16 protein-coding genes are annotated in these 24901 nt (G+C 73.1%); 10 read left to right on the top strand and 6 right to left on the bottom strand.

Annotation, left to right across the window (positions count from 1 at the left end):
• Nucleotides 1-242 precede the first annotated feature (242 nt).
• Both ACGF1Z_RS04135 and ACGF1Z_RS04130 read left to right on the top strand, forming a co-directional pair.
• Nucleotides 243-1868 carry a cellulase family glycosylhydrolase gene (locus tag ACGF1Z_RS04135; protein WP_392999641.1) on the top strand — a complete coding sequence of 542 codons (1626 nt, stop codon included), beginning with the start codon at nt 243-245 and terminating at the stop codon, nt 1866-1868.
• A gap of 172 nt (nt 1869-2040) precedes the next feature.
• Nucleotides 2041-3021 carry an acetylxylan esterase gene (locus tag ACGF1Z_RS04130; RefSeq protein ID WP_392999639.1) on the top strand — a complete coding sequence of 327 codons (981 nt, stop codon included), beginning with the start codon at nt 2041-2043 and terminating at the stop codon, nt 3019-3021.
• Nucleotides 3022-3289: 268 nt separating this feature from the next.
• Here ACGF1Z_RS04130 and ACGF1Z_RS04125 read toward each other — a convergent pair whose 3' ends face one another.
• Nucleotides 3290-4330 carry a LacI family DNA-binding transcriptional regulator gene (locus ACGF1Z_RS04125; protein ID WP_392999637.1) on the bottom strand — a complete coding sequence of 347 codons (1041 nt, stop codon included), beginning with the start codon at nt 4328-4330 and terminating at the stop codon, nt 3290-3292.
• Complete coding sequence (locus ACGF1Z_RS04120; protein WP_392999635.1) at nt 4327-6744, bottom strand: glycoside hydrolase family 2 protein; 2418 nt, start codon at nt 6742-6744, stop codon at nt 4327-4329. The genes ACGF1Z_RS04125 and ACGF1Z_RS04120 overlap by 4 nt, the downstream gene beginning before the upstream one ends.
• A gap of 276 nt (nt 6745-7020) precedes the next feature.
• Between ACGF1Z_RS04120 and ACGF1Z_RS04115 the strand changes: the two genes are divergently transcribed.
• From ACGF1Z_RS04115 to ACGF1Z_RS04105, 3 genes are all read left to right on the top strand, one after another.
• Complete coding sequence (locus tag ACGF1Z_RS04115) at nt 7021-8340, top strand: ABC transporter substrate-binding protein (RefSeq protein ID WP_392999633.1); 1320 nt, start codon at nt 7021-7023, stop codon at nt 8338-8340.
• Between the two features lie 77 nt (nt 8341-8417).
• Nucleotides 8418-9431, top strand: a complete 1014-nt coding sequence (locus ACGF1Z_RS04110) for a carbohydrate ABC transporter permease (protein ID WP_392999632.1) — start codon at nt 8418-8420, stop codon at nt 9429-9431.
• Complete coding sequence (locus ACGF1Z_RS04105; protein ID WP_392999630.1) at nt 9428-10279, top strand: carbohydrate ABC transporter permease; 852 nt, start codon at nt 9428-9430, stop codon at nt 10277-10279. Before ACGF1Z_RS04110 ends, ACGF1Z_RS04105 begins: the two co-directional genes overlap by 4 nt.
• A gap of 24 nt (nt 10280-10303) precedes the next feature.
• Here ACGF1Z_RS04105 and ACGF1Z_RS04100 read toward each other — a convergent pair whose 3' ends face one another.
• The 3 genes from ACGF1Z_RS04100 to ACGF1Z_RS04090 form a co-directional block, all read right to left on the bottom strand.
• Nucleotides 10304-11320 (bottom strand): LacI family DNA-binding transcriptional regulator, encoded by a 1017-nt coding sequence (locus tag ACGF1Z_RS04100; RefSeq protein WP_392999628.1) that lies wholly within the window; start codon nt 11318-11320, stop codon nt 10304-10306.
• Nucleotides 11321-11541: 221 nt separating this feature from the next.
• Nucleotides 11542-12075 carry a hypothetical protein gene (locus ACGF1Z_RS04095; RefSeq protein WP_392999626.1) on the bottom strand — a complete coding sequence of 178 codons (534 nt, stop codon included), beginning with the start codon at nt 12073-12075 and terminating at the stop codon, nt 11542-11544.
• A 296-nt stretch (nt 12076-12371) separates the two neighbouring features.
• Nucleotides 12372-13712 (bottom strand): hydrolytic protein, encoded by a 1341-nt coding sequence (locus tag ACGF1Z_RS04090; protein ID WP_392999624.1) that lies wholly within the window; start codon nt 13710-13712, stop codon nt 12372-12374.
• A gap of 205 nt (nt 13713-13917) precedes the next feature.
• Here ACGF1Z_RS04090 and ACGF1Z_RS04085 point away from each other — a divergent pair, with 205 nt between their 5' ends.
• The 4 genes from ACGF1Z_RS04085 (at nt 13918) to ACGF1Z_RS04070 (ending at nt 20788) form a co-directional block, all read left to right on the top strand.
• The gene (locus tag ACGF1Z_RS04085) at nt 13918-14640 is read left to right on the top strand and encodes a response regulator transcription factor (RefSeq protein ID WP_392999622.1); all 723 of its coding nucleotides are present in this window, start codon (nt 13918-13920) and stop codon (nt 14638-14640) included.
• 183 nt (nt 14641-14823) lie between these two features.
• Nucleotides 14824-17976, top strand: a complete 3153-nt coding sequence (locus ACGF1Z_RS04080; RefSeq protein ID WP_392999620.1) for a hypothetical protein — start codon at nt 14824-14826, stop codon at nt 17974-17976.
• Nucleotides 17973-18686: a DUF4255 domain-containing protein gene (locus ACGF1Z_RS04075; RefSeq protein WP_392999618.1), complete on the top strand. Its 714-nt coding sequence runs from the start codon at nt 17973-17975 to the stop codon at nt 18684-18686. The genes ACGF1Z_RS04080 and ACGF1Z_RS04075 overlap by 4 nt, the downstream gene beginning before the upstream one ends.
• A gap of 17 nt (nt 18687-18703) precedes the next feature.
• A complete protein-coding gene (locus ACGF1Z_RS04070) occupies nt 18704-20788 on the top strand; it encodes an ATP-binding protein (protein WP_393000310.1) in 2085 nt (694 codons plus the stop codon).
• Nucleotides 20789-20908: 120 nt separating this feature from the next.
• Here the strand turns inward: ACGF1Z_RS04070 and ACGF1Z_RS04065 are convergent, their stop codons facing one another.
• Nucleotides 20909-23056 (bottom strand): DUF4157 domain-containing protein, encoded by a 2148-nt coding sequence (locus tag ACGF1Z_RS04065; protein WP_392999616.1) that lies wholly within the window; start codon nt 23054-23056, stop codon nt 20909-20911.
• A gap of 250 nt (nt 23057-23306) precedes the next feature.
• On the opposite strand from ACGF1Z_RS04065, the gene ACGF1Z_RS04060 reads away from it, so the two are divergent.
• Nucleotides 23307-24866 carry a phage tail sheath family protein gene (locus ACGF1Z_RS04060; RefSeq protein WP_392999614.1) on the top strand — a complete coding sequence of 520 codons (1560 nt, stop codon included), beginning with the start codon at nt 23307-23309 and terminating at the stop codon, nt 24864-24866.
• The last annotated feature ends 35 nt before the right edge of the window (nt 24867-24901 follow it).

The following is a 24901-nucleotide window of genomic DNA, read 5'->3' as shown; positions in this document are numbered from 1 at the left end:
TCTCGCGAATCCGCCCACGCCACCGCCGGGCGGGGACCATCCCCCCACCGGCCGGCGCCTTCCCTTCCCTGCTCGGTGAGAGTCGCAGGAACACACCGAGCAGGGGGGATCCACCGGCCCACCCCGCGTCCTCGACGCGTCGCTCCGCAGGGCCGGCAGCACCGCACCCTCCATGTCAGGCAAGCCCGCACGCCCCGGCATCGCGCCCCGGCATGCGCGCGACCGAGTTGGGAGCACCACACATGAACAGGACACTGGCGACCGCGGCGGGAGCGCTGCTCGCCCTCGCCGCCGCGACGATCACCGCCCCCGCCGCGGCCCACGCGGCCGACACCGCCACCGCCGGCTTCCACGTCACCGACGGCCGGCTCGTCGACGCCAACGGCCAGGACTTCGTCTTCCGCGGGGTCAACCACGCCCACGCCTGGTACCCGGGCAGGACCGGTCAGGCCCTCACCGACCTCAAGGCGCTCGGCGCCAACTCCGCCCGGATCGTGCTCGGCACGGGTGACCGGTGGCCCAAGAACGGCGTCGCCGACGTCGCGAACATCATCACCCAGTGCAAGGCCAGCAAGCTGGTCTGCGTCCTCGAGGCCCACGACACCACCGGCTACGGCGAGCAGAGCGGAGCCGTGTCCCTCGCCAAGGCGGTCGACTACTGGCTGGAGGTCGCCGGCGCGGTCAAGGGCCAGGAGAAGTACGTCGTCCTCAACCTCGGCAACGAGCCGCACGGCAACACCGGTTACAGCGCGTGGACCGAGGACACCAAGAACGCCGTCGCCCGGTTGCGCGCCGCCGGCTTCCACCACACCCTCATGGCGGACGCACCCAACTGGGGCCAGGACTGGTCGAACACCATGCGGGACAACGCGCCCGCCGTCTTCGCCGCCGACCCGGAACGCAACACCGTCTTCTCCGTCCACATGTACGGCGTCTACGACACCGCCGCCGAGGTCCAGGGATACCTGAACAGCTTCGTCAGCCGGAAACTCCCGCTGGTCGTCGGCGAGTTCGGCAACAACCACTCGGACGGCGACCCGGACGAGGACGCCATCATGGCCACCGCGCGGCAGCTGAACCTCGGCTACCTCGGCTGGTCGTGGAGCGGCAACGGCGGGGGAGTGGAATACCTCGACCTCGCCGCCGACTTCGACGCGACCCGGCTCACCCCCTGGGGACAGCGCCTGTTCCACGGCGCCGACGGCATCCGGCAGACCGCGCGCGAGGCGAGCGTCTACGGCGCGACGGGCGGCGACACCCGGCCGCCGACCGCCCCCGGCGCTCCCACCGCGACCGACGTGACCGCCACCGGGGCCCGGCTGACCTGGGCCGCCGCCACCGACGACACCGGCGTCACCGGCTACGACGTCGTCCGCGTCAGCGGCTCTGCGGAGACCCCGGTCACCACCACGGTGGGCACGAGCGCCACGCTCACCGGTCTGACGCCCTCCACGGCCTACGCCTTCGCCGTGTACGCCCGCGACGCCGCCGGCAACCGCTCCCCCCGGTCCACCGCGACCGCCCTCACCACCGCGGCCGGGCCGTCCGCCGGCGCCTGCACCGTCGGCTACCGGCTGCAGGACTGGGGCACCGGCTTCAACGCCGACGTCACCATCCGCAACACCGGCCTCCAGGCCGTCAAGGGCTGGCGGCTCGACTTCGCCTTCCCCGGCGGTCAGACGGTGACCTCGGCCTGGAACGCCAAGGTCGTCCAGGAGGGCAACCAGGTGCGCGCCACCCACGAGTCCTGGACCGAGACCATCCCGGCCGGCGGCAGCGTGAGCTTCGGCCTGAGCGCCTCGTCCACCGGTGGTAACGCCGCCCCCGTGGCCTTCACCCTCAACGGCGTCGCCTGCGCCAGGAGTTGACCCCACCGCCCTCAGGGCCCCGTCCCGCGTGACGGGGCCCGCACCCCCACCCCACCCCACCCGACCCGCCCGGCCGCGCCCGCCCCGACCTGTCCGGCCGCACCGCCGGCCCGCCCGGTCGCACCGCCCCGACGGGCCGGGCGCGGCCGGGCCTTTCAGCGAGGAACCTCCCGTGCCGTACACCGACCTGCCGCCGGACCACCCGGCTGCCCGGACCGTCGACCTCCCGGAGGAGCCGGCCGACTTCGACACCTTCTGGGACGAGACCCTGCGGACGGCACGGGAGGCCGGGAGCGATCCGGTCGTCCGGCCGGTGTCCGACTCGCCCCTCACCACCCTCGACACCTACGACGTGCGGTTCGCGGGCTGGGCCGGCCAGCCCGTCGCGGCCTGGCTGCTCGTCCCCTCCGAGGCGGAGGAGCCCCTGCCGACGGTGATCACGTACATCGGATACAGCGGAGGCCGCGGGAGGGCCGTCGACCACCTCCTGTACGCGTCCGCCGGATACGCCCACCTCGTGGTCGACAGCCGGGGCCAGGGCCACGACACCCCCGATCCCCACCCCGACGAGGGCACCCACTGGGTGCACGGCTACATGACCCGGGGCGTCGAGTCGCCCCACGGCCACTACTACCGGCGCCTCGTCACCGACTGCGTCCGCGCGGTCGACGCCGCACGCACGATCCCCCACGTCGACCCGGAGCGCATCGTGGTCCAGGGGGCCAGCCAGGGAGGCGGGCTCGCCCTGGCCGTCGCCGGACTCACCGGCGACCGCATCGCGGGCGCCCTGCCCGACGTGCCGTTCCTCTGCCACATCCGGCGCGGCGCCGAGACGGCCACCGAGGGCCCGTACACCGAACTCGTCGACTACCTGCGCCACCAGGCTCCGTACGCGACGGAGCGGGTCTTCGCCACCCTCGGGTACTTCGACGGCGTGCACTTCGCCCGCCGGGCCACGGCCCCCGCGCTGTTCAGCGCCGGCCTGATGGATCCGGTCTGCCCGCCGTCCACCGTCCTCGCGGCCTTCCGCGCGTACGCGGGGGAGAAGGCCATCAGGGAGTGGCCCTTCGGCGACCACGCCGGAGGCCGGGGCGCCACCGCCGTCGAGCACCTGCGCTGGCTGGGGGAGCACCCGCGCCTGCACCCCGCATGAGGCGGCCGGCGCGCCACCAGGTCCCCGGCGCCCGGGGGCGCGGCACGGCGAAGGCCCCGGTGCCGGGGAACCGAGTGGCCCGCGGCGACGCCGGAAGGCCCGCGGAGACGCCGAGTGCCCCGCCGAAGGCGCCGGGCGGGGAGAGCGGGCGCTCCCGCGGGCGTCGGCGCACCCACGGCCGTACCCGCAGGCCGTACCGCCGGGCCGTACCCCGAGGCCGTACGTACCCGAAGGCCGTACCCCCCGGCAGGGAGGCACGGCCTTCGGGTCATCGTCCCTGACGCGTACGGGGCGGACTCGTGGAACCCCGGGGCGTCAGCGACGGCGTCGGCACCTGCAGCGCGTCGCTCCGGGTGCCCTCGATCACCTCGAACAGGGCCCGCGCCACCTCCGCGCCGAAGCGGTGCACGTCATGGCTCATCGCCGACAGGGGCGGGTGGGTGAGCCTGCACAGCTGGGAGTCGTCCCAGGCCAGCAGCGACACGTCGTCCGGCACCACGAGGCCCATCTCGGCCGCCACGGCGGCTCCCGCGACGGCCATGATGTCGTTGTCGTAGACGATCGCGGTGGGGCGGTCCCGCGTCAGGAGCAGCCCGCGGGTCGCCCGGGCGCCCTCCTCGCCGGCGAAGCCGGTCGACACCTGACGGCGGCCGTCGAGACCGAGCTCGGCCATGGTGGCCTCGAACGCCCGCGCGCGGATGGCGCTGTGGCCGAGGCCCGCGGGGCCGCCCACCCGGGCGATGCGCCGGTGGCCGAGCGCCGCCAGGTACCGTACGGCGTCCGCGGCCGCCGTGGCGTCGTCCGTCCACACCGAGGGGAAACCGCCGGTCAGCGACGGGTGTCCGACGGCGACCGCCGGCAGCCCCAGCGCCCGCAGCGGGGGGATCCGAGGGTCCTCCTGCCGGAAGTCCACGAGGATCGCTCCGCCGATCGTCTTGCTCCGCCACCATTCCTCGTACAGGGCCACCTCCTCGTCGAGGTCCCGCACCAGACGGAGCAGCAGCGAGCACGAACGCTCGGTCAGCACGCTCTCGATACCGGAGATGAACTCCATGTAGAACGGCTCGAGGCCGAGCAGCCGGGCCGGGCGGCAGACGGCCAGGCCCACGATGCCCGCCCGCCGGCCCGACAGACTCCGCGCGGTCTGGTGCGGGGCCCAGCCCAGCTCCCGGGCGACCTCGAAGATCCGCTCCCGGGTCGTCCGCGACACCCCCGGGCGGTCGTTGAACGCCATGGAGACGGCGCCCTTCGACACACCGGCCCGTTTGGCGACGTCGTTGATGGTCACCCGAGGAGCGTCGGTGCTCACGCCGGGTCCACGCTGAACAGGGCCGCGCGGACCCGCTCGTCCCCCTGGGGGCCGAGGTCCCCGCAGCCGCTGACCCGGATCCTGGCCGCCTCGCCGGGGAGCAGGGTGAGCAGTCCGCGGTCGGCACTCGCCGCGGGACCGAGCCGGTCGGCCTGGAGGAGGAGGTCTCTCACCAGCGTTCGCGCCGTCACCACCACGTCGACGGCCGTGTCCGCACCGGGGACGGCCTCCAGCGCGATGTCGTAGCGGGCGGCCGGGTAGGCGAACTCCCGGTCCGGTACCGGGAAGTGCACCGCGCGCAGCCCGGCGGCGTCGGCGACCAGGAACTCCTGGGCGGAGACGGGCAGGAGTTCCGCGGGGAGCACCGGCCGGACGACCGAGCGCGGCGCGGCCTCGACCTCGATCTCGCTCTCCGCCAGGACGGTGCCGTCGGCGTCGAACCGGCGCAGGACGACCCGGGCGGGCCAGGGGGTGCCCGACTGGTTGTCGACGGTGAGCACCGGCCCGTCCTCGCCCGGCAGCAGTGTCAACAGCCGGTCCGCGTACACCCGGCGCAGTTCGTGGTAGAGCGGCTTGAGCCGTCCGTCGCCGTCGATCGCCGCCCACGAGCTCACCGGCCAGCAGTCGTTGAGCTGCCACACCACCGTGCCCGCGCACACGGGCCAGTGGGCCCGCCAGTGCTCGATGCCCGCCGCGACGGCTCGCGCCTGCACCACCTGTGCCAGGTAGTGCCAGCGGTCGAAGTCGGCCTCGGGGAGCGGGAAGTGGCGGGCGATGCCCCGGTCCAGCTTTCCGTTGCCGTCCTCGGCCTTCTGGTGGTGGAGCATGCCGGGAGAGTCGGGGGCGAGCCGCTCGCCGGGCAGGGCGCGGTGCAGCGTCGCGAGGGCGGGGGGCGCCTGCCAGCCGAACTCGGCGACGAAGCGGGGGACGCTCGCGCGGTACTCGGCGTAGTCCTGACGGTTCCACACCTCCCAGGAGTGGTGGGTCCCGTGGCGGATGTCGTTGGGGTGGTGCTCCCAGGAGCCCGACCAGGGGCTGCCCGCCGTGTACGGGCGGGTCGGGTCCAGCTCGGCGACGACGCGCGGGAGCACGCCGAGGTAGTACCCCTCGCCCCAGGAGTCGCCCGCGAGAGGTTCCTCCCAGTCCCAGTCGCGGAAGCCCCAGAGGTTCTCGTTGTTGCCGTTCCAGAGGACCAGGCTGGGGTGCGCCATCAGGCGGACAACGTTGTCACGAGCCTCCGCCTCCACCTCGCCGCGCAGCGGCTGCTCCTCGGGGTAGGCGGCGCAGGCGAAGAGGAAGTCCTGCCACACCATGAGCCCGAGTTCGTCGCAGACGTCGTAGAAGGCGTCGTCCTCGTAGATGCCGCCGCCCCAGACGCGCACCAGATCGACGTTGGCCTCGGCCGCCTGACGGAGCCGGGTCCGGTAGCGCTCCGGTGTCATCCGGGAGGGCAGCACGTCGTCCGGGATCCAGTTGACCCCGCGCGCGAAGATCCGGACGCCGTTGACGACGAAGGTGCAGCCCGTCCCGTGCTCGTCGGCGGACCGGTCCAGCTCGACGGTGCGGAAGCCGATCCGGCGCCGCCAGGCGTCGAGCGTGTCCCCCTCCTCGTCGAGCAGGGTCACGTCGAGCTCGTACAGGGGCTGGTCGCCGTAGCCGCGCGGCCACCACAGCCGGGGCGCGGGCACCTCGAGACGCAGCACCGCCTCGTCACCGGTGAAGGAGATCCGGCCCTCGGCCTCCGCGCCCTCTCCTCGGACGGCGGCCCGGACGGTCAGCGACCGACCGGTGCCGGATCCCGTGCGCTCCGCCCGGAGCCGGAGTTCGACGTGACCGGTCGCCCCGTCGACCGTCACGAGCGGGCGGACCTCGGCGAGCCGGGCGGTGGACCAGTGTTCCAGGCGCACCGGGCGCCACATGCCCGCCGTCACGACGGTGGGGCCCCAGTCCCAGCCGAAGCTGCACGCCATCTTGCGGAGGTACTGGAAGGGCTCGGGGTAGACGTTGGGCCGGTCCCCGGTGAGGGCACGGACCCGGTCCGCCTCCTCGTACGCCGAGCCGAAACGCACCTCGAGGCGGCCCGTGCGGCCGGTGACGTCGAAACGGTGGGCGCGGTGCATGTTGCGGGTCCCGCCGAGGACCTCGCCGGCCAGGACGATCTCCGCGACGGTGTCCAGCCCGTCGAAGACCAGCTCCGTGCGCTCGTGCGTGCTGTCGTGGGCCAACTCCGTGACGTAGGACCACCCTTGCCGACCGACCCAGGCGACCTCGGTCTCGTTCCGGCCGATGAAGGGGTCGGGTATGACCTGCGCGGCGAGCAGATCGGTGTGGACGCAGCCGGGGACGCGGGCCGGGAGCAACGCGTCCTCGTGGCGCAGGCTCCAGCCCTCGGTCAGCTGGGTGACGTCCTTCATGTGTGCGGCTCCAATCGCCTGACTGCGGCGGGATGCGTATACGACCCGGACAACCTAGCCGGACGCACAGCCACTGTCCATGAACCGGTAAAGCTCTTTTACGTCACCGACCGTGCGCGGAGAGGTGTGAAACCGGCCTCTTCCAGGGGTCTGTGCAGTCGCCTGATAACGATTGGGCATCGTGCATGAATTCTGAGCTTTACCGGTTCACAAGCTCCTGTCATAGTGCCGACATCCCACATTGACCTGAGCCGTAACCCTGAAGGAGTTGGGCACATGGGGAAGACGAAGACGCTCACGGGCGTGCTTCTCACCGTCGCGATGCTGGCCGTGGCGGGCTGCAGTGGCGGGGGTGCCGCGTCGGGCGAGACCGCGGCGGCACCCGCCGACCCGAACGAGGTCTCCGGGGGGATCAAGGTCCTCACCCAGCGGACCGACCTCGTCCAGAACGGCACGCTGAAGCGGTACGCCGCGGAGTTCAACAAGGTCTACCCCAAGGTGAAGGTGACGTTCGAGGGGATCACCGACTACGAGGGGGAGGTGAAGATCCGCATGAACACCCGGTCCTACGGCGACGTGCTGATGATCCCCGCGGCGGTCGCCAAGAACGACTACCCGAAGTTCTTCGCCCCCCTCGGGACGACCGCCGAACTCGCGGGGAAGTACCGCTTCAGCGACAAGACCGAGGTGGCCGGCAAGGTCTACGGCATCGCCCAGTTCGGCACCGCCAACGGTTTCGTCTACAACAAGGCGGTGTGGAGGAAGGCCGGCATCACCGCGTGGCCGAAGACCCCGCAGGAGTTCCTCGCGGACCTGAAGGCCATCGCCGACAGGACCGAGGCCGTTCCCTACTACACGAACTTCAAGGACGGCTGGCCGCTGGTCCAGTGGACCGCCAACGTGGGATCCGTGACCTGCGACGCGAAGGCGACCGACAAGCTGGCCGGCCCCGTGTCGCCCTGGAAGGCCGGCGGGGAGCTCCGCACCATCGACACGCTGGTCCACGACATCGTGAAGCAGGGGCTCGCCGAGAAGGACCCGACCACCACGAACTGGGAGACCTCCAAGGCGATGCTCGCCGAGGGCAGGACCGGTGCGATGATGCTCGGCTCCTGGGCGGTCACACAGATGCAGGGGGCGGCGAAGGAGGCCGGCGGCTCGCCGGCGGACATCGGATTCATGCCCTTCCCCGCCCAGAAGGACGGCAGGTTCTGCGCGACCCTGGTCTCCGACTACCAGCAGGCCGTCAGCGCCCACTCCGAGAACAAGGCGGCCGCGCGCGCCTGGATCGACTGGTTCACCGAGAAGTCCGGCTACTCGGCGCAGGAGGGCGCGGTGCCCGCGGTGAAGTCGGCTCCGATGCCGGCGACCCTCAAGGACTTCGTTGACAACGATGTCACCTTCACGGAGCGCTCCGAGGCCGAGACGGCCCTGGTGAACGACATCGACAACGCCGCCGAAATCGGCCTGAACAAGCCCGACTACCGGCAGAAGCTCATCGACACCGCCCGCGGAGCGCAGGACGGCAGCCTCCAGGACTTCTTCGCCGACCTGAACAAGAGGTGGGACGAGGCGGCCAGGACCGCCGGTTCCTGACACCGGCCGAGCGGGTCCCGGCCGTACGACACCGGCCGGGACCCGGTCTCCCGCAGCCTCGGACACGAAAGGCCGACATGACCGACACCCCTCCTGCCCCTCCCCGGACCGAGCCGGCGCGGAGGCCGCCTCGGACGACGAGAGACGATCACCCGGCGGGCCCGGCCGCCGCCGCGGCCCGGAGACCCCCGGGCGGCACGAGGACCCGGCGGCGCTCCTGGCGCGACTCCCCGCTCCGGCGCGCCACCCCGTGGTTCTTCCTGGCGGCGCCCCTGGCGCTGCTGATCACGTTCACCTACGTACCCGTGGCGAGCATGATCACCTACAGCTTCACCGACTGGGACGGCGTGAGCCCCGACCGCGAGTTCACGGGCGTGGACAACTACGTCCAGATCTTCACCCGCCCCGAACTCTTCCGGGTCTTCTTCGTCAGCGGCTACTACCTCGCCGCGTCCGCCCTCCAGATCGGCGTCGCCCTCTACTTCGCCACCGTCCTGAGCTTCGACCTCAGGTTCCGCAACTTCTTCAAGGGGATCCTCTTCTTCCCCTACCTCATCAACGGCGTCGCGATCGGCTTCGTCTTCCTGTACTTCTTCCAGGACGGCGGGACCCTCGACTCCGTACTGACCTGGCTCGGCGTCAGCGCCGACCATCCCTGGCTCGGAGATCCCACCTCCGCCAACGTGTCCCTGGCGGGTGTGTCGGTCTGGCGCTTCACGGGGCTGAACTTCGTCCTCTTCCTCGGCGCCATCCAGTCCATCCCCGGAGAGCTCTACGAGGCGGCCCAGCTGGACGGCGCCGGGAAGTGGAAGCAGTTCCGCCACATCATCGCCCCGAGCATCAGGCCCGTCCTCAGCCTGAGCGTCATCCTTGCGGTCTCCGGCTCCCTGTCCGTGTTCGAGATCCCCTACATCATGACCGGCGGCGCGACCGGCACGTCGACCTTCGTCATCCAGACGGTCAAGCTCGCCTTCCAGTTCAACAAGACCGGGCTGGCCTCGGCCGCCGCCGTGGTGCTGCTCGCGATCATCCTGCTGATCACCTGGATCCAGCGCCGGCTCGTACCCGACGACAAGGTGGACCTCGTATGACCCCCGCCCCCACGACGCACCGCCGCCGCCTGCCGGTCGGGACCGCGCTGACCTACCTGTCCCTGCTGGTCGCGGCGGCAGTCGTCCTGCTGCCGCTGGTCGTCGTCCTCCTCACCTCGCTCAAGACGTCCGAGGAGGTCTCCGAGGGCGGCGCCCTCTCCCTTCCGGGGGACTGGCTGAACCTCCGGAACTACGCCACGGCGTTCACGGACGGCCACATGCTCACGGCCTTCGGCAACACCGCCTTCATCCTCGTCTTCTCGGTCGGCGGCACCGTGCTCATCGGCTCGATGACGGCCTACGCGGTCGACCGCTTCGACTTCCGGGCGAAGAAGCTCGTCATGGCGCTCTTCCTCGTCGCCACCCTCGTGCCGGGCGTCACCACCCAGGTCGCGACCTTCCAGGTCGTCAACAGCTTCGGCCTCGTGGACACCCGGTGGGCCCCGATCCTGCTCTACATGGGGACGGACATCGTCTCGGTGTACGTCTTCCTGCAGTTCATCCGCTCCATCCCCCGCTCGCTCGACGAGGCCGCCCGCCTCGACGGCGCCAACGCGTTCACGATCTACCGGAAGATCATTCTTCCGCTCCTCAAGCCGGCGATCGCCACCGTCGTCATCATCAAGGGGATCACCACCTACAACGACTTCTACATCCCCTTCCTCTACCTGCACTCGGAGGACCTCGGGACCATCTCCACCTCGCTGTTCCGCTTCAAGGGCCCCTTCGGCGCGCACTGGGAGGCCATCTCGGCGGGCGCGATCCTCGTCATCCTGCCGACGCTCGTCGTCTTCCTCCTGCTCCAGCGGTGGATCTACAACGGCTTCGCGCAAGGGGCCACGAAGTAGTGCCCGTGGCGGGCGAGGGGCGGCTCAGACCGACGGAGCGGAGGTGCTGCCCCGGGGTACGAACCGGGCGTACTCCTCCTCCACGTTCCCGACCTCCTCGTTCGCGACGAGGGCGAGCAGGGCCCGAGCCGCTCCGGCCCCGTAGGCCGGGATGTCCCGGGCGAGGGCGGACAGCGGGGGCCGGACGACCTGGGTGAGCGGCGATTCGTCCCAGGCCACGACGGACAGCTCGCGGGGGATCGAGAGGCCGATCTCCTGGGCCACGGACAGCGCGGCCACCGCCATGATGTCGTTGTCGAAGACCATCGCGGTCGGGCGCTCGGCGGCGATGAGCAACCGGCGGGCGGCACGGGCCCCCTCGTCGCCGGTGTAGTCGGTGTGGACGATCTCGGGCTCGGGCAACCCCGCCTCCGCGCACCCCTCGCGGAAGGCGGCGTCCCGGACGCCGGTGTGCGCGAAGTCCTCGGGGCCGGCCACCCGCGCGAGGCGCCGGTGGCCGATCGCCACCAGGTATCGCACCACCTCGCGCACGCTCTCCCCGTCGTCCGACCACACGGCGGGCAGGGAGCCCGCCGTGTGCGGCGGCCCGATGACCACGGCGGGCAGGCCGAGGGCCTCGACCGCCGGCACGCGCGGGTCGTCGGTGTGCAGGTCGACGAGGAACACCCCGTCCACCCGTCGCTCTCCCCACCAGCGCCGGTAGATCTCCAGCTCGCGTTCCTCGCTGTCGACCATCTGCAGCATCAGGGCGTAGGCGCGGTCGGAGAGGACGCTCTCGATGCCGCTGATGAGCTCCATGAAGAAGGGCTCGGTGCCGAGCGTGGACGCGGGCCGCCGCACGACGAGCCCGACCGCCTGGGCACGAGCACCGCTCAGGGCCCGCGCGGCGCTGTTGGGACGCCAGCCGAGCTCGTTGGCGATCGCCTTGATCGACGCGCGGGTCGCGTCGGACACCCCCGGCTGGTCGTTGAGCGCATAGGAGACGGCCACCTTGGACACTCCGGCACGGAGCGCGATGTCCGCAATCGTCGGCCGCTTCACCACGTGACTCCCACTCTGCACAGGTCCTCTCGGCAGTGACCCTACCCGCCGGGGCCGGGGGGCCTGCCGGATACGGTCCTCGGTCCGGAGGCCCGGCCACGCCGTGCACGGCAGCCAGTTCCCCCCCGCCCCGACCGCCCCGACCGAAGGCCGCGCGTCGCCTTCGGCCGGGGCACGGCCGGACACCCTTCCGTGGGCGCGGCCGGATTCCGCGGGAGCCGTCAGCCAGGGAAGGAGAAGTAGAGCGCGTCGCTGTAGAACGACGCGAAGTGCCTCTGCCAGTCGGCCCGGACCGAAGCCAGCCAGTCGTCGTTCAGGCCCGCGATCGCCGCCTCTGCCTGGGCGACGGCGTCGGGAATCTCCTCGGCCACCAGGCGCTGCACGCTCGATGACGGATCGTCGTCCGTCATCGAGACGATCTCCCCGGTCTCCAGGAGGAAGTACGTCGCCTGCTGCTTCTCGAGGTGGGCCGTGGTCCTGGCAACGCATTCGGCGAACTCGGCGTCGTCCTCAAGGCCCTTGCCGACCGCGCGCAGGAGGTCGCGGAGCAGGGCCGCCCCTCCGGCGTAGTCCGCGGCGATGCCGATCGGAGGATTCCAGATCATGGACGGGACGACCGACGTTCCGCGCCCCACCAGGAGTTTGTGCGCGAGCGGGATGTCCCAGTTGTGCTCGGATATGCACCGGATCCGCTGAGGGATCTCCGCCTCGTCCGGCATCGAGTCCGCGGAGTAGAGATATGAACGGTTTGCCATGGCGGGGACGTTAACACCGGGGGCCGACAACGCCGACAACGCCGCCGCCGGCACCCGCCCGCACGGTCGGTACGCACGGAAGGGCAGGGGCCCCTTCTGGTGCAGGTCACGCGGGGGCATCCGGTGCGGGGCCCTGCGGCCGGCCCGCACACGGTTCGGCCCGCACGAACACCAGGTTCGTGCGGGCCGATGCGTGTTTCGAGTCCTGGGCTGGCGATTTCAGGCCGAAAGATATGCCGGACTTTACAGCTGTGATCGAGGCCGATCGATAATGCGGTGGACGGGCAACGTCGGAATCACTCGGTGCTCTTGAGCGCACCACTCACGTTGACGACCTCGTGGCACTCCCGCGCCTGCTGCCCCGTCGCCGGCGTACCGGGCTTCGTGCAGGTCACGTCGATGGTCACGGTGTCCTTCGCGCCGATCCTGATGGGAGTCACCCAGTGGTAGTCCTGGTTGCGGAACGTCTCCAGCGCGATCGTCGTGATCTTACGGTCGCCGAAGGTGATCGTCATCACTCCTTCGTCGCCCTGGAAGTTTGCGACAACGATGTCCGTGATCCCGAACACGGTCTTCTCGGGCACCGTGTACGTCCCGGTCTTGGACTGTCCCGCTTCCGACTTCAGGTCGATGGTGGCCGAGCTCTGCCGGCCCCCGCCGGTCGCGGTGCCGTCGTCCGTGCCGGTCGAACCGTCCTCCCCGCCGCCGGGTCCGCCGCCCGTTCCCGGCTTCTGGCTGCTGCCGCCGGACGGCCGGCCCGGGCCGGGGGACGATCCGTCCGAGCCGCTCTCCGTCGGGATCGGGCGGGGCTGCACCGCCTGGGTGGCCGCCTCCTCGGCGGCGCTGCGCACGGCCGGCCGGACCAGCGTGAACCAGGCGATCAGCAGCGCGATCAGGGCCGCGAGCAGCAGGAGCAGCCACTTGGGGAAGACCGGTATCTGGACGAACTCAGCGTCCAGCGTCGCTCCCGCGTGGGGCCCCTCGGTACGGTCCTCGGTCTGCGCCCGCTCGCCGGTCTCGCGGCAGTCCACGGTGAACGGCCAGACCACGGGGTCGCCGAACCAGACCGGCCGCGCGGTGCGGACCCGCAGCCGGAGTTCCTTCGACTCGCCCGGCTCCAGCGCCGGTTCCGCGGGCGTGAAGGCGAACCGGAGCTCCTCGCCCGCCTGCCCGGGGGTGAATCCCACCTGTACCGGGGTGTTGCCCTGGTTGCGGACGGCCAGCAGATAGCGGCCCCGGAGCCAGCCGCGCCTGCGGCGCGGCGAGAGGCCGGTCCGCAACTCGTGGAACGCGCCGATGCGCACCACGGTTTCGAGGACCTTGACCGACTCGGGCTGCTCGTTCGGGAGGATCCGTACGCCGAGGGGCAGCTCGCCGGCCCGTATCTCCGGCGAGCGCGGCGGGGCCAGACGGAGCGTCACCGTCTCGGACGTGCCGGGATAGAGGGAGAGCCGCTCGGGCTCGACGGTGGTCCATTCGGCACCGTCACCGACGACCTTCAGGTCGTACGCCTCGACGATGTCACTGTCGTTGCGGACGGTCAGGGTGGTGGTGGCGATGTCACCCGGCGTCACGGACACGGCCGGGATGTCGAGGCCGGGCGCACCGGGACCGGAGGAGGCTGCGGAAGGCGTCACCCGCCCCACCGTAGGAGACCTGACAGATCCGTACGAGGCACGCGAGGGCAGTGTCCGGGCAGCGCGGCTGCCCGGCAAGCACAAGTCAACTCTCCGGTAACAATGGATTTCTAGTCTGGAGAGCCGCCTTCGACACACCACCGGCCCGTGGTCGGCTCGTGTCGTGTCCGCCTTCCCCCCACCGACTCAGGAAAACAGGTATCCCATGTTCCGCACCGAGGAAAAGAGGCTGGTCGCGACCGGCAGTACGGCGCATGACGCCGTCCGGGGCCACCCGGACCCCCATGCCGCCGGCTTCGGCCGACCGCGCCGCGTCACCGTGGCGGTCTACGCCGCCGACCCCGTGCTGCGGGTCGGCGTCGTCCAACAGCTCCGCCAGCGCCCCGAGACCGAACTCGTCGACGACGCGGACGCGGAGAACGCGCAGGTCTCCCTGGTCGTCGTCGACGCCCTCGACGACGACGTGACCGCCCTGCTGACCCGGCTGAGCTACAACGGCGCCACCCGCGCGGGACTCGTGATCGGCACCCTCGGCGTCGGGGCGCTCCAGCGCGTCGTCGAGTGCGGGGTGTCGGCGGTCCTGCGCCGCGCCGAGGCCGACCAGGACCAGCTCGTCCAGCTGGTCCTGGCGGTGGCCAACGGCGAGGGCGTGCTCCCGGGCGACCTGCTCGGCGAGTTACTGGGACACGTCGGCAGCCTGCGCCGCGCGGCCCTCGACCCCGGCGCCCTGCCCCTCTCCACCCTCACCAGCCGGGAGGCGGAGATGCTGCGCCTGGTCTCGGAGGGCCTGGACACCGCGGCGATCGCCCGCAAGACCTCGTACTCCGAGCGGACCGTGAAGAACGTCCTGCACGAGATCACCACCCGCCTCCAACTGCGCAACCGCGCCCACGCCGTGGGCTACGCGCTCCGCAACGGTCTGATATGACCGTCCCGTCCGGAGCGCGGCCCGGCGGCCGGCGCGACAGCCGGAGGGAAGGCGGCGCTGCCCCAAAGGGCATCCCGCCCTTCCCCCGGGTGCGGCCCCCGGGCCCTCCCGCCGCGTGCGCCGCCGACGCACGATGACGGGGGGCACCTCCCGGTGCCGCACCGGACGGAGAAGGGCACCCTGATGAAGACCGCTGGCCCCGGTGGACGGCGCCGCCGGGGGAGACTCGCCTCGGCGCTCCTGCTGCTCGTCCCCCTGCTGGGGGCGACGGGCGTGGTCGGGCCGGACGGCACCCGGACCGCGGCGGCCGCGGCGGACGCCGCGGAGACCACCCGCATCGCGTACGCGGGCACCGGCCACCGCAGCCTCGGCGAACCGGTCTCCACCGGCTCCAGCACCCCGCTGTTCGGTGCGGGACCCACCCACTACGACACCGACCCGTCCGCCCTCGGCGACCGGCTGGTCTTCGCGAGCCGCCGCGACGAGAAGCACCCGCAGATCTATCTGCGGGGCGCCGACGGCGGGGTCCTGCGGCTCACCAGCGGCCTGGACGCGGCCCATCCCCGGCTCACCCCGGACGGCGGGTCGGTGCTCTTCGACGCCGCCGACCCGGCCGGCGGCGCCCAGCGCGACCTGTGGCTGGTGCGCACCGACGGCACCGGGCTGACCCGGCTGACGGACACGCCCGCCAGCGAGGAGGACCCGGCGGTCTCTCCCGACGGCGCCCGGATCGCCTACTCCAGCGACGCCGACCCCCTGGCCGGGCGGCAGATCTACGTCCGCGCCCTCGCGGGCGGCATCCCCACCCGGCTCACCGACCCGGCCCGCGGCACCGCCTCCGAGCCCGCCTGGAACCCCGTCGACGACGACGTCAACCGCGCGTGGATCGCGTACACGTCGACCACGACCGAGGACGGGCGGACCCGGCAGCGGCTGCGGATCACCGACGGCACCACCGACGAGACCCTGTTCACCGGCGCGTACGCGAACTGGCAGGGCCACGGGGCGGCATGGCTGCCCGACGGGGACGGGATCGTGTTCCTCAGCCCCGAGACCACCTGCACCTGCAGGACGCCCTACGACCACGTCTTCCGGTCGGTCGTGCACTCCGGCCAGGAACCCTCCCTGGTGCTCGACGAGGACCGCGACGTCCTCTCGCCCACCTGGCTCGGCCCCGCCCAGGGCGGCCACCCGGTCGTGGAGCGCAGCTCGGCGAAGACCGCGCACACGGCGACCCTCCAGGACATCCGCGCGGACGGTTCCGACCCGCGCGACCTGGAGCGGAAGATCCTGCGCGAGGACCCCCAGGCCGACACCAACACCGACCCCGCCAAGGACCCGCTCTTCCAGCCCGCGTCCCCGTTCGACCCGTGGACCGAACGGCAGAACTACACCCCCGACGGGCGCCGCCTCGTCCTCACCCGCTTCGAGGGCCCCGACGACGCGCGGATCGAGCGGATCTGGACGGCCGACGCCGACGGTACGAACGAGGCGCCGATGCCCCTCGACGGGCGGGGCGCGCGGGACTGGGACACCGACCCGACGTTCTCCCCGGACGGCACCCGCCTGGCCTTCACCCGCACCTCGCCCGGCGGGGTCGGCGAGGCCGCGGGGGACAGCCGCATCCTCCTCGCCGAGGTCGCCACCGGCCGGATCACCGGCGAGATCGTGCCCCCGGCCGGTGAGCTCCGCGGCCGGGACGCCCAGCCCACCTGGTCCTCCGACGGCACCACCCTTGCCTTCACCCGTGCCCGGCGGATCGACGGGGGCGGCGGCAGCAAGCACGTGTGGACCGCGTCCGTGGCCGACCTGACCCGGCAGCGCGACCTGAGCGCGACGCACTGCCCGCGCGACTGCGACGTCATCGACGACAGCCCCGCCTTCTCGCCCGACGGGCGCTCCCTCGCCTTCAACCGCAAGAACGGCGGCGGGCGGATCGACGAGCGCAACGGCCTCCTCCTGACCACCGTGTCCGGCGACGCCTGCCAGGCCCTGCTGCCCACCGCCGCCCGCGGTCAGGACGGCGCCTGCGACCGGGAACTGCCGGACACCACGCTCACCGGACCGCACCAGCCGCGCGACGCCGCCTGGACCGCCGACGGCAAGAGCCTGGTCTTCAGCTCCCGGTCCACGGCCGCGGTCAACAGCCCGGAGAAGCTGAACGTCCTGGACGTCGGCTCCGGCGACGTCACCCCGCTCACCGCCGAGCTCGCCGGACGCCAGAAGGAACCCACCGTCCAGCAGTCCGTGGACCTCGCCGTCGAGGCACCCGGCACGACGCCGGAGGTCACCGTCGGCGCATCCGGCACGGTCACCGTCCACGTGGTCAACCACGGCCCCGCCGCCTCGCCCGGCACCCGGCTCACCGTCGTCCCGCCGTCCGGCGTGCGGATCACCGGGATCGAGTGGTCCGGCGGCACCTGCGACGCCGCCTCCCTCCAGTGCGACCTGGGCGTCGTCGAGCCCGGCGCCCAGGTCCCCGTGGACGTCACGCTCACCGGCGTCACCGCCGGCGACGCACCCGTCGACTGGTCGGTCACCGGCGCGGTCCTCGACCCGCGGCCCGGCGACAACGAGGGCCGGAGCGTGATCCCCGTACGCGAGGCACCCCCGACGCCGACCCCCACCCCCACCCCGACTCCGACCCCCACCCCCACTCCGACCACGCCCCCGCAGCCCCCCGCGCCGAAGGCCGGACCCGGGGTGCGGATCACCGTCCAGCCCGAACCGGGCTACGTCGGCGGACGCGTCGTCGTCACGTACAGCGTCCGCAACGGCCGCAACGCGTTGGCCACCGGACTCCGGCTCAGGATCGGACTGCCGGCCGGGGTGCCCCACGGCGGACTCCCGGCGGGCTGCGACCGGAACGGCGCGTGCGCGCTGCCCGACCTCACCCCGAGCACGACCGCCGTCCTGCGGGTCGTCCTCAGCCCGAAGAAGGCGGTGACCGCCCGCGTCACCGCCGTGCTCACCACCACCGGCACGGACGCCGACCGGAGCGACAACACCGCCCGGGAGCGCCTGCGCGTCCTCCAGCCGCGCATCGTCGCCGTGCCCGACATCGGCAAGCCCGGATTCGTCACCTCCGTGCGCGGCGTGGACTTCCCGCCCGGCGTCCCGGTCCGCTTCAGCTGGAACCCGGGGATCACCGCCGCCGCCTCGCCGACCTTCCCGAAGGCCGACGGCACGTTCATCGGACAGCTGCTCGTCCTCGCGAAGGACCAGACCGGGCCGCGCACCATCACGGCCTCGGGCCCCGGATTCTCCCCGGTGAAGACCGACTTCCTGGTCGTCAGCGGAACCATCCAGCCGCCGGACGGGGTGACCCGCCGGTGATCCACGAGGTCGACGAGGGCCTCAGGCGGCTGCTGAACGGCAGCGGCCTGGAGGCCTCGGGCATCGAGGTCACCTTCGACGCCCCCACCCGTGACTGGGCGGCACGCCGCAGCGCCCCCACCGTGTGCGTGTTCCTGTACGACATCCGCGAGGACGCCCTGCGGCGCGGCTCCGGGACGGGCGAGGTCTACGACGAGGTCGGCCACCTCGTCGCGCGCCGCTCACCGCCGCGCTGGTTCCAGCTCACCTACCTGGTGACCGCGTGGGCCAACCGCCCGCAGGACGAGCACCGGCTGCTGTCCCAGGTGCTCGCCGCCCTCGTCGCGCAGGACGCGCTCCCCGCGCCGCTGCTCACCGGCTCGCTCGCCGAACTCGGCCTGACCGTCGCCCTGGAGGCCGCCGGACCGGTCACGGACGCGCCGGCCGCGGCCGACGTGTGGCCGGCGCTCGGCGGCGAGATGAAGGCCTCCCTGGGGGTACGGGTGTGGGCCCCGCTCGCCGGGGTGGCCAAGGCCGCGGCACCCCCCGTCACCGAAGGACTCGTGGTCCGCTCGGCCGCCGCCCGCGACGGCTCCGCCGAGGAGGGGGACCAGGGCCGCAGGCTTCGCTACACCGAGGTCGCCGACCCCGGCCGCGACGGCTTCGCCGGCCCCCGTGAACGCCCGCCCGCCCCGGCCCGCCGACGACGGAGGGGGGACCGACAGCCGTGACGCACACCGTCGAACCCCTGACCGACGGCGGACCCGGCACCCGGCGGCCCAGCGCCCCCGACGCCCTGTGGACGCGGCTCGCCGCCGTCGAAGCACGCGTACGGGAGGCCGTGGCCGCCCGTCGTGCCGTCGACCCCGACCCGGACGACCCCTACCGGGGCCAGTACCTCGCACCCGACGCCGCCGCGCGGATCCTGGACGAGCCGGGCGGCCTCGGCCTGCCACGGGCGGAGCCCTGGCGACCGCCCGCCGGGTCCCTCCTCGACGTCCTCGCGGAGCGCTTCGGTCTGACCCCGCTCGACCTGGACCTGCTCCTCGTCGCCACCGCCCCGGACCTCGACCCCCGGTTCGAGCGGCTCTACGGCTATCTCAACGACGACCTGACGCGCCGTCGGCCCACCGTCGGGCTGGCCCTGGAGCTGTGCGGACTCGACGGCGCCTCGCCCGCCCGGTTCCGGCTCGCCCCCGGCGCGCCGCTGGTCGACCACGGCCTCCTTGAGGTCACCGAACCGGAACGGCCGCCACTGTCCCGCGTCCTGGCCGTGCCCGACCGGGTCACCGCCCACATCCTCGGCGACGGCCGGCCCGACGCCCGCCTCACCGGGGTACTCGACGAGGTCCGCGCGGACCCGACCGCCGAGGCGGCGGAAGTCCGCCGCGCCGCCTCGGCCGCCACCACCGGCGTCGGACTCGTCCATCTGCGCGGCCGGGGCGGCGACGCCGGGGGACTGGCCGCCGCCGCGCTCGCCGAGGCCGGGCTCGGCACGCTCGTCCTGGACGCGGCGGCGCTCGCCCGGCGCGCCGCCGACGTGCCCGCGCTCGCCCGGGTGCTCGCCCGTGAGGCCCGGCTGACCGGCTCCGGTGTCGTCCTCGGCCCGCTGACCGCGCTGCCCGGCGAACCCGTCGAAAGGGAGCGGGTCCTCACGTCGCTGTGCGCCGCGCTGCGCGGTCTCCCGCTCCTCACCCACGGCACGACCGGCTGGGATCCGGTCTGGTCTGCCGACACCCCCGTCGTCCTGGACGTCCAGCCGCCCTCTCCGGAACGCCAGGCCGCCCGCTGGCGCCACGCCCTCGACCGGGCCGCCGGCGACGGGGGCCTGGTGACCGGCGACGTCGGGGCGCTGGCCCGTGCCGTCGCCGCGCACCGCCTGGACTCGGGGCAACTGCGCCGGGCCGCCGACACGGCCGTGCGGACCGCCGCCCTGGACGGCCGCCCGGTGGCGCCCGACGACCTGCGGACCGCCGTGCGGGCACAGAACGGCGCGGGACTCGACCGGCTCGCCCGCCGGGTGGAGCCGGCCGTCGGCTGGGACGACCTGGTGCTGCCGCCCACCACCCACCGCCGGCTGCGTGAGCTCGCGCTGCGCGCACGCCACCGCGAGCAGGTGCTCGGGCAGTGGGGGATGCGGCCCGGCGGCGGCCGGGGGCGCGGGGTCGTCGCCCTGTTCGCCGGCGGGTCCGGCACCGGCAAGACCATGTCCGCCGAGGTCGTCGCCGCCGACCTCGGCATGGACCTCTACGTGGTGGACCTGTCCACGGTGGTCGACAAGTACATCGGGGAGACCGAGAAGAACCTGGAGCGGATCTTCACCGGCGCGTCGGCGGTCAACGCCGTGCTGCTCTTCGACGAGGCCGACGCCATCTTCGGCAAACGTTCCGAGGTCAAGGACGCGCACGACCGGCACGCCAACATCGAGTCGGCGTACCTGCTCCAGCGCATGGAGTCCTTCGACGGGATCGCGGTGCTGACCACCAACCTGCGGGCCAACCTCGACGAGGCGTTCACCCGCCGCCTGGACGTGGTGGCGGACTTCCCCGTGCCGGACGCGGAACAGCGCCTCGCGCTGTGGGAGCGGTGCCTGGGCACCCGGCTGCCCCGGAGCGAGGACCTGGACCTGGCTTTCTGCGCCGACCGGTTCGAACTGGCCGGTGGCTCGATCCGTGCCTGCGCGGTCACCGCGGCCTATCTCGCCGCCGAGTCCGAGGAGCCGCTCACCATGGGGCAGGTGGTCACCGCGGTGGCCCAGGAGTACCGCAAGCTCGGACGGCTCGTCCTGGAGGGTGAGTTCGGGCCGTACCTGGCGCAGGCCGCGGGGGCCTGACCGGGGCGCCTGGGCGAGGTGCCCGACCCGAGCGTGCCCGACCCGATCCGAGGGGGCCCGCATCCGAGGGTGCCGGGTCCCAGGGGGGCCCGGTCCGCCGGACCGGGCCCCTCCGGCGTCTCACATCTCCATCATCTCGGCCTGGTGCACGCCCTGCCCGCCCGCGGCGGGTGCCGCGGTGGGGTCGGTGGCCCCCGCCAGGATCGCCGCGCGGACCTCCGGCGGGACCGACATCAGGTTGGCCTTGCGCGCCTCGTCGGTGATCTCCTTGAAGCCGCTCGCCAGCTGACCGATCCTGGTGGCGCGCGTGGTCAGCCAGCGCATCTCGACCGGGGCGCCCTTCTGGCCGCCGATGTGCGGCACGATCGCGGCGTTGGGCTCGTCGGCCTTCGGCAGAGCCTTGCCCGGCGCGATCACCGGGAAGTCCTCCCTGCCGTGCAGGAGGCTGTCCAGCATCTGCGCGGTGTTCGCGACCCCGGTGGCACCGTGGCCGTACGCCGGTCCGGCCGGGTTCGCCTTGTTGTTCGGGTACTTCGCCAGCAGCCCCTGCCAGTGCGCGACACCTGTCTCCGGGATCTGGCCGTGCAGCCAGGACGCGAGCTGCTGGACCAGGTCCTGCCCGACCGCCTTCTCGCGCAGCGTGTCCGTGGTCGCGGCCCGGCGGATGCCGCCCAGGTTGGCCAACTTCAGCAGGAACGGCACGGCGTTCTTCGTGGAGGCCGTGGGCCCCCGCACCCCCGCCTCGATCATGGCCGAGCCGATCGCGTACGACAGGCCGAGGGCCAGGGTGCCGGTCAGGGCCTCCTGGTCGACGGGGCCCAGTCCGGGGATCAGGTGCGGCACGACTTCGGAACGCAGGCGCGGCACCGCGCGGTTGACCGCGGCGGCGGCGTCGCGCCAGCCGTCGGCGATGTGCTCCTTGCCGGGGGCCCGCCGGGACTCGTGGCTGACCTGCGCCTGGTAGGCGTAGAGGGACGCCAGCCCGGACGGCAGGACGCCGAGGGTGGCCTGGATGTACATCTCGGCCTTGACGTCGGCCTGGAAGTCCGCGATGGCCTTCTGCACGTCGGCCCTGGCGAACAGCTCCGGGCCCAGCCACTCGCGCAGGGCCGCCAGCGGGGTGCCGGTCGCGGCGACGGGCGAACCCGGCACGCGGGAGGCACGGTGCTGGGGGTCGTTCCCGAAGATCTCGTTCACATGCGCGTCGATCCGGTTGGCGACCTGCCCGATCGCCACGTCGGAGCCCGGCGCCATCTCGTCGAACGGCGCGGTGACGTACTCCAGGTTGCTCAGCGAGGAGACGGGCCGCCCGGTCGCCACCGGCCGGCCGCCGTCGCCCGCCAGCCCGCAGAGCACCGCGTACAGCTGCGCGGCCTTGCGGGCGAGCGAGTTGTGGTCGGTGAGGATCGTCAGGTTGGGCTCGCTCATCACGGTGGCCGCGTAACCGAAACCGCCGTGGAAGAAGCCGCCGAGGTCCGCCGAGGGCGCCCGGCCGCCGACCGTGTTCAGACCCGTCGTGTCGTGCTGGGCGAAGCTCGGCACGCTCAGCTCCACCTCGAAGCCCACCAGACGCTGCACGGCGTCCGGGTCGGCCGCGCGCTGCGCCGTGCCGGGCCCGGGGTGTCCGTGGTCGTGCCCGTCGCCCGCGTGGTGCCCGGAGCCGTGGCCCCCGACGGCGCGGGCCACCGGCACCGGTCCCGAGAGCACCCGCCGGGCGTTGCTCTCCGCCTCCCGCTCGAAGCGGTCGCCCGGGTCGCTGATCCGCAGCCCGTCCCCCCGGTCGGTGCCGGACACCGGGCCCTGGCGCTGCTGGACGACATGGGTCAGCTCATGGGCCAGGGTGTGCTTGTCCCGGCCGCCCTCTCCGAGGACGACATGACTGCCCGAGGTGTACGCGCGCGCCCCGATGGCCCGCGCCGAGCGGGCCGCGGCGGCTCCGGTGTGCAGCCGCACGCCGGAGAAGTCCGTGCCGAAGCGGGACTCCATCTCCGAGCGCACCGGACCGGCCAGCGGCCGGCCCGCCGAGCCCAGCACCTCCCGCACCCCGGTGTCCTGCTGCGCCGGGGCGGGCCCGGCGCTCGCCCGGCGGGCGATCATGCCGCTCACCGCGGCGTTGCCCGCGCTGCCCTGGGCCGCCCGCAGCACGTCGGCCGTGAGCGGGGGCGGGACGGCGGCGCCGGTGCCCGGGCTCTCCCGCCGGGGCCCGGACCGGTCGCGCGCCGACCGAGGCTCCTCGACCCGATCCCTGCGCGGCCTGGAAGTCTGCACAGCTGTCTCCTCGTCGGCGCCCGTCGTACGACTCTCCAGCACACCGCCCGCCGGGGGGCGCGTCCAGGGACGAACGGGCAGCGTGTGGGCAGTCCCCGGTGAGGTCCGGGCGGTCAACGCGGACCGCCCGTTGAGGCAGAAGCGCTGCCCCCGGGCAGGTCCCCCGGTCCCTGCCGGTCCGGCCGCGGGCCGAACAGACTCGACCTGGACACAGGTCATCGCGAGGCCGCGAGAACATGAAGGAGCGAGCATGCCGACGTACCTCACCCCGGGCGTCTACGTGGAGGAGGTGCAGTCCGGTGCCAGGCCGATCGAAGGGGTCGGCACGGCCGTCGCCGCTTTCGTGGGCTTCGCCGAGAAGGGGCCGTTCCACACACCGACCCTGGTCACCGGCTGGGACCAGTACACCCAGGTGTTCGGTGGCCTCACCGGGGGCACCTACCTCGCCCACGCGCTCTACGGGTACTTCTCCAACGGCGGCGGCGCGGCCTACGTCGTGCGCATCGGCGGCTCGGCCGAGTCCGGCGCCCGGTCCACCACCACAGGCCGGCCCGACCGCGAGGCCGTGGCCGCACGCCCGGTGGAGCTCGGCGGCTTCCTGATCGCGGCCAAGCCGGGCGTGACCGGCGTCTCGGTCGAGGTCGCCGACCCCGAGGGCGAGAACCCGCCGGAGGACCGCTTCCGGCTGCTGGTCCGCCGCGGCGACCAGGTCGGCGAGACGTACGACGCCTCCGCCCGCAAGAACGTCAAGGGCTACCTGGTCACCCAGGCCCGCGCCTCCGAGCTGATCGAGGTCACCGAGCAGCGCGGCGCCCCCCAGACCCGGCCCGGCACCCAGACCCTGGCGATCCCCGACGCACCCGGCGTCCCCGCCGCCCCGGCCGCCGCCGACGTGGCCCGCATCGACCCCGCCGAGTACGTCGGCGACGCGGCGGCCCGCACCGGCTTCGGCGGCCTGGAGACCATCGACGAGATCACCATGGTCGCGGTCCCCGACCTGATGGGCGCCTACGAGCGCGGCGACATCGACGCCGAGGGCGTGCGCACCGTCCAGCTCGCCGTCATCTCGCACTGCGAGCAGATGGGCGACCGCGTGGCCGTCCTCGACACCCCGCCCGGCCTCAACGCCCAGCAGGTGCGCAACTGGCGCATGGACGAGGCCGGTTACGACTCGCGGTACGCCACCCTCTACTACCCCTGGGTGCGGGTCTTCGACCCGGCCCTCGGACGCAACACCACCGTCCCGCCGAGTGGTCACATCGCCGGCGTGTGGGCGCGCAGCGACGCCGAGCGCGGCGTGCACAAGGCCCCCGCCAACGAGGTGATCCGGGGCGCGGTCGACCTGGACATCCGCCTCAGCAAGGGCGAGCAGGACCTGCTGAACCCGATCGGCGTCAACTGCGTCCGGGCCTTCCCCGGCCGAGGCATCCGGATCTGGGGTGCCCGCACGCTCTCCTCCGACCCGGCCTGGCGCTACCTGAACGTGCGCCGCCTCTTCAACTACCTGGAGGAGTCGATCCTCCTGGGCACGCAGTGGGTCGTCTTCGAGCCCAACGACGACCGGCTGTGGTCCAGCATCCGGCGCAACGTCACCGCGTTCCTCATGGAGGAGTGGCGCCGGGGCGCGCTGTTCGGCCGCACCGCCGACGAGGCGTTCTACGTGAAGTGCGACCGCACGAACAACCCGCAGGAGTCCATCGACCAGGGCCGCGTGGTCTGTGAGATCGGCGTCTCACCGGTCAAGCCGGCCGAGTTCGTGGTCTTCCGACTGGCCCAGTTCTCCGACACCACCAGCCTCATCGACGAGTGACCCGCGGGTCCCGGTCGCACACGCAAGGAAAGGTC

It is taken from the genome of Streptomyces sp. NPDC048018 (assembly GCF_043202995.1).
Taxonomy (GTDB): domain Bacteria; phylum Actinomycetota; class Actinomycetes; order Streptomycetales; family Streptomycetaceae; genus Streptomyces.
This window is presented reverse-complemented; position numbering and strand designations above follow the sequence as displayed.